The sequence below is a fragment of the uncultured Acetobacteroides sp. genome, assembly GCF_963667355.2.
Classification (GTDB): Bacteria; Bacteroidota; Bacteroidia; order Bacteroidales; family ZOR0009; genus Acetobacteroides.
This window is the reverse complement of the sequence record NZ_CAXXVH010000002.1, coordinates 1-5,000: the sequence shown is the minus strand read 5'-3', so window position 1 is coordinate 5,000 and position 5,000 is coordinate 1. Positions and strand designations below refer to the sequence as shown.

At 44.7% G+C, this 5,000-nt stretch carries 2 protein-coding genes; both read right to left on the bottom strand.

The features are described from left to right. Window positions 1-2,805 precede the first annotated feature (2,805 nt). Window positions 2,806-2,976 (bottom strand): hypothetical protein, encoded by a 171-nt coding sequence (locus ACHZA1_RS00030; RefSeq protein ID WP_320054942.1) that lies wholly within the window; start codon window positions 2,974-2,976, stop codon window positions 2,806-2,808. A 262-nt stretch (window positions 2,977-3,238) separates the two neighbouring features. Then, on the bottom strand, window positions 3,239-3,556 hold the full coding sequence (locus tag ACHZA1_RS00025; protein WP_320054941.1) for a hypothetical protein: 318 nt from the start codon (window positions 3,554-3,556) through the stop codon (window positions 3,239-3,241). Between the last annotated feature and the right edge of the window lie 1,444 nt (window positions 3,557-5,000).

Below are 5,000 nucleotides of genomic sequence, written 5' to 3'. Positions count from 1 at the left end.
ATTTCCTGTCCTTCTCTTGAAACGCCCAACCCTCAGGTTGAAATCTACTAGCCCGTGCATTGCCGCCTGTATCTAGTGTCGATCGATACAGAACTTGCAGTCTGTCTATTCCCAATTAGCGCCGCGAAATAGCTGCCTGTATCTAATGTCGATCGATAACAGGACTAACTACCAGTATCTAATGGCGATCGATACTGGCATTGCCTGTATCTAATGTCGATCGATACAGGACTTATTATCTATTTCTGCAAATAGCTGGCCTGTATCTAGTGACGATCGATACAGGACTTATTGTCTGTATCTAATGTCGATCGATACAGACATTGCCTGTATCTAATGTCGATCGATACAGGACTTACTCGCTATTTAAAACGACGGAAGGAATAGCTATTTCTAATGGAGATCGAAATAGTTATGACCAGCAAATAGAGAATCCGGCTATTTCTAATGGCGATCGAAATAGCTCGTAATGCCTTGCGTTTCTAATGTCGATCGAAACGCGTGTTTCTAATGGCGATCGAAACAGGCATTGCGCTTTTATTTGTTTCTAATGGCGATCGAAACAAAAATTACGCTTGCATGAATGTTTCTAGTGGCGATCGAAACAGCCATGACTAACACATGTTTGTTTCTAATGTCGATCGAAACAAGCATGCGTTTATTCCTTTGCTTTCCGGTTTTTTGTTTTCAACGATCGATGCCAGGGCCAGATTCGGGCCGGGCAGGTCGCAGTTGCAATTTTTGAGTCGGGGCCGCAATATGGCGCAAACTTGATTTTATCCAATCAGCGTTCGAAAAATAGGGACTCCAATCAGAAAGCGTTTTGGCATTTCGCCTGGCGCCCGTGCATTTTTTTTTCGTGAGGGGTGTGGGAGCCCCCATGGCCGTTTGGAGCTCCCGCAAAAAATCCCCCCATGCCAGAGCCCACCTTTGGGCATTTTTCTACGTGGGAGGCCAATTTTTCTTGGCCTGGTGGCCTTGTGTGGCGCGGTTGCCAACATTTCCCTCTTTGAAGGGGAAAGCGTTCCCGACGTGTTTGGCGGGGTTCTGGCGCCACCCAAGCGGCTTTCTTCGTTGCCAACAGCAAGAAACTGTTCCATGCAGGCCTAGGCTTGCATTTTCGGCCTTGGCCTGCATGGGGCAAGCCCAAGGCGTTCGGCGGCGAGCCGAAAATCCAGCGTTCTCAGGTATTCCAGCACTGTTTGCCATTGCACAACACGTGCTTCTTCTTTCTGTCTCTCTCTTTGCTTGTCTCTCCTTTGTTTCTTCATGTTCTTGCTGGCTGCCATGAATTCTGGGCACGCCAGCTTTCTTTTCGTGTGTTCTGCATGCCCAAGTGCAGGGCGATTTTTCACGCGTGGCGCTCTGTCATGGCTGCCGTTTGGCCCAGAGTTGCTCCCTGTCTTTTGTTCTGCCTGTCACTCTTTCTATGCAGTCTGTTCTTGCTGTGTGCCACAAATTCTGGGCACGCCAGCTTGTTTTCCCGTTTTTCTGTGTCAATTTCCGTGAATTTTCTGTGTGAGCGATTTTTTTCTCTCTGCTCTTTCTGCCCCATGGCGTCTGTTTCATTGCATGCCATGGCATTTTTTGCTTTGTCTGTCCAAGTACACATCTGTTGCAAGCTGTTCGTCACTTTGGTTGCCACTCAGAGGCCATTCCCCGTTCATGCATTGCCTCTGTGTGAAAATTCTTTTCTGTGTGTGTGTGTTCTGTCATGGCTGCCGTTTGCCCCAGAGTGCGTCTCTGTCATTCTTTTCGTCTCTCTCTCCATTCTTACACTTTAGTCTTGCTGTGTGTCACAAATCCTGGGCATGACAGCTTTTTCCTCTGATTTTCTGTTTCATTTTCCGTGAATTTTCTCACTGTGAGCAATTTTTTTCTCCCTCTCCCTTGGCCCACCATGTCTTTTCTACTGTATGCCACTGCATTTTTCTTTGTCTCTGCCCAAGAACACATTTGTTTTCAGCTGTTCGTCGCTCTGGTTGCCATTCAGAGGCCACTTTCCACTCACTGACTGCCTCTGTGTGACTGCCGCTCACTTTGTGTGCAGTGCTCTCTCGGGGCTGGCGTTCGGCCCCCTGTCATTCTCACTGCCCCGTTTTGGCAGCCACTCTTTCCTTACACTCTAGGCTTGCTATGTGCCGCAAATCCTGGGCAGGTAAGCCTTCTCTCCTGTTTTTCTGTCTCAATTTCCGTGAATTTTCTCACTGTGTGATATTTTTTCTCGCTCTCTCTTGACCCCTTATGTCTTTTCTATTGCATGCCAGTGTGATTTTCCTTGTGTCTGTCCAGGACAACACCTTTTTCGAACTGTTTGTGTCTTTGAATGCCAATCAAAGGCCCCTTTCCATTCTCTGACTGCCTCTGTGTGAGTGTCTGTTTCTGTGTGTGCTGCGCTCTGTGGTGGCTGCCGTTCAGCCCCCCGTCATTCTCACTGCCCCATTCTGGCAGCCACTCTTTTCTTACACTCTAGGCTTGCTATGTGCCACAAATCCTGGGCAGGTCAGCCTTCTCTCCTGTTTTTCTGTTTCAATTTCCGTGAATTTTCTCACTGTGTGATATTTTTTCTCGCTCTCTCTTGACCCCTGATGTCTTTTCTATTGTATGCCAGTGCGATTTTCTTTGTGTCTGTCCAAGACAACACTTTTTCGAACTGTTTGTGTCTTTGATTGCCATTCAAAGGCCCCTTTCCATGCTCTGACTGCCTCTATGTGTGTGTATGTTTCTGTGTGTGCTGCGCTCTGTGGTGGCTGCCGTTCAGCCCCCCGTCACTCTCACTGCCCTGTTTTGGCAGAAACTCTTTTATTACACTCTAGGCTTGCTATTTGCCACAAATCCTGGGCAGGTAAGCCTTCTCTCCTGTTTTTCTGTATCAATTTCCGTGAATTTTCTTACTGTGTGCATCATTTTTCTCGCTCTCTCTTGACCCCTGGTGCCTTTTCTACTGCATGCCAGTGCGATTTTCTTTGTGTCCATCCACGAGCACACTTATTTTCAGCTATTCATCACTTTGGTTGGCCTTGAGAGGCCATTTTTCATTCAGTCAGCGTCTCTGTGTGACAGTGTGTGTATGTGTGTGTGTGCCCCTGCGTGAGGCCTGGTTCGAGTTGTATTGATTCTTATCATGATTTTCTTCTTCCTCACCTTTTGTTTTACCCTTTAGCACGTTTTCTCTCTATATCTCTCTGTCTTTTCTCTCTCTTTGCCTCTCTCTGCCTCTATCATCTCTCTCTCTCTCTCACTCTCTCTCTCTGTCTCTCTCTCTCTCTCTGTCTCTCTCGCTGGTCTTTCTCTCAGCCATTTCTTCTTGCAGGAACGGATCCGCATACCCTTCGGCCCTTTCTTGGTGTAGTGAAATAATTTTTATTAAAGCAATCGCTTCAACGCATACCGTCTGTCTGTACATGTTTCTCTCTCTCTCTCTCTCTCTCTCTCTCTCTCTCTCTCTCTCTCCTGCCTGCCTGTCTGTATGTTTGTTTCTCTCTCTCCTTCTTTCTCTCACTCTCTCTTTCTGTCTCTCTCTCTCTCTCTCTCTCTCTCTCTCTCTTCTATTCATTTTCATTTATTTATTTTCCTCTCTCCTCCAATTAATTATTTCTCTCTGCCTCTCTCGTGTTTATTTATTTATCTGTACGCCCTCTTGACCACCTATTAGTGTCTCCGGTGGCTAGAATGAATTAAAATACGCATAAATAAATAAACAGATAGATAAAATAATTTATACAGCCTAAATGAATAAATAACAAAATAGAATAAATAAAAAGAAAAATATGTACAAATAAATACTTTGAGGATTATTTAATTATTGTACAGGGGGAGTATGAGGTACAACAGTAGTGTGTTCTGGCATGTGGGTTGTACTTTCTTTGCAAAACGAGACTGCATTCTGATTGGAGTCCCTATTTTTCGAACGCTGATTGGATAAAATCAAGTTTGCGCCATATTGCGGCCCCGACTCAAAAATTGCAACTGCGACCTGCCCGGCCCGAAAATGGGCCTGGCATCGATTGTTGAAAACAATAAAATACCTGCGTGCGTGCGAGTAGGGAGTAGGGAGTAGGGAGATAGGGAGTTTGGAGAGTTTGGTGAGTTTAGTGAGGTTAGGGAGGTTAGGGAGGAAGGGAGGAAGTGGAGGAAGTGGAGGAAGTGAGGAAAAAAATCAAGAGAATTTAATTTTCATTTCAGAAAAGAAAAGAAAAGAAAAGTGAGAGCAGAAAAGAAAAGAAAATGTTAGAGAAAAAAGGTAAAGAAAATTCTTTTACTTTTTTTCTCTTTCACTTTCGGCTATGTATTTTCTCTCTCTATGTGCCCTACTCTCTCTCTCTCTCTCTCTCTCTCTCTCTGTATATAGGAGAGAGCGAACACTTGGCGAAAAAACGCCAAGGTAGAAAGCGGAGGTCATTTCTGGGGAGTAAACGGAGGTCCCCTCTCCCGCAGGCACAAAGGGGGGATGCTGCTGCAGAAGCTGAAAATCTTGATACCATTTTAGGGTAAATAATAAGGTACCAGATTACCCTCCGTTCATGTATGCTCTCGGGGCCATAACAGATATCTATGGAGAATATGAAGCTGTTCGCTTATCGTTCCCCATATTGTCTATTATGGAAGCATTCATCATTAGAGATAATGAGAATTAACAAGCTGTTCGCTTATCGTTTCCCATATTCTCTAATTACGGAAGCATTCAGCATTCAGCATTCACTTCCGGGTCTAGAGAGACTGAGAATAAGAAGCTGTTCGCTTATTGTTTCCCATATTCTCTCTAATTACGGAAGCAAGCATTCCTCATTACTAGAGATACGGAGAATAAGAAGCTGTTCACTTATCTTTTCCCATATTCTCTATTAAGGAAGCATGCATGCATTCCTCATTTCTAGAGATACAGATAATAAGAAGCTATTCACTTATCGTTTCTCATATACTGAGAATAGAAAAGCTATTCGCTTAGATTCTCTCATATTCTCTATTAAGGAAGCATTCATTGTTCACTAATTAATCAC

Coding starts and splice junctions, on each gene's coding strand:
- ACHZA1_RS00025 (WP_320054941.1), bottom strand. CDS start 3,556: ATGAATAGAAGAGAGAGAGAGAGAGAGAGAGAGAGAGAGAGACAGAAA.
- ACHZA1_RS00030 (WP_320054942.1), bottom strand. CDS start 2,976: ATGGACACAAAGAAAATCGCACTGGCATGCAGTAGAAAAGGCACCAGG.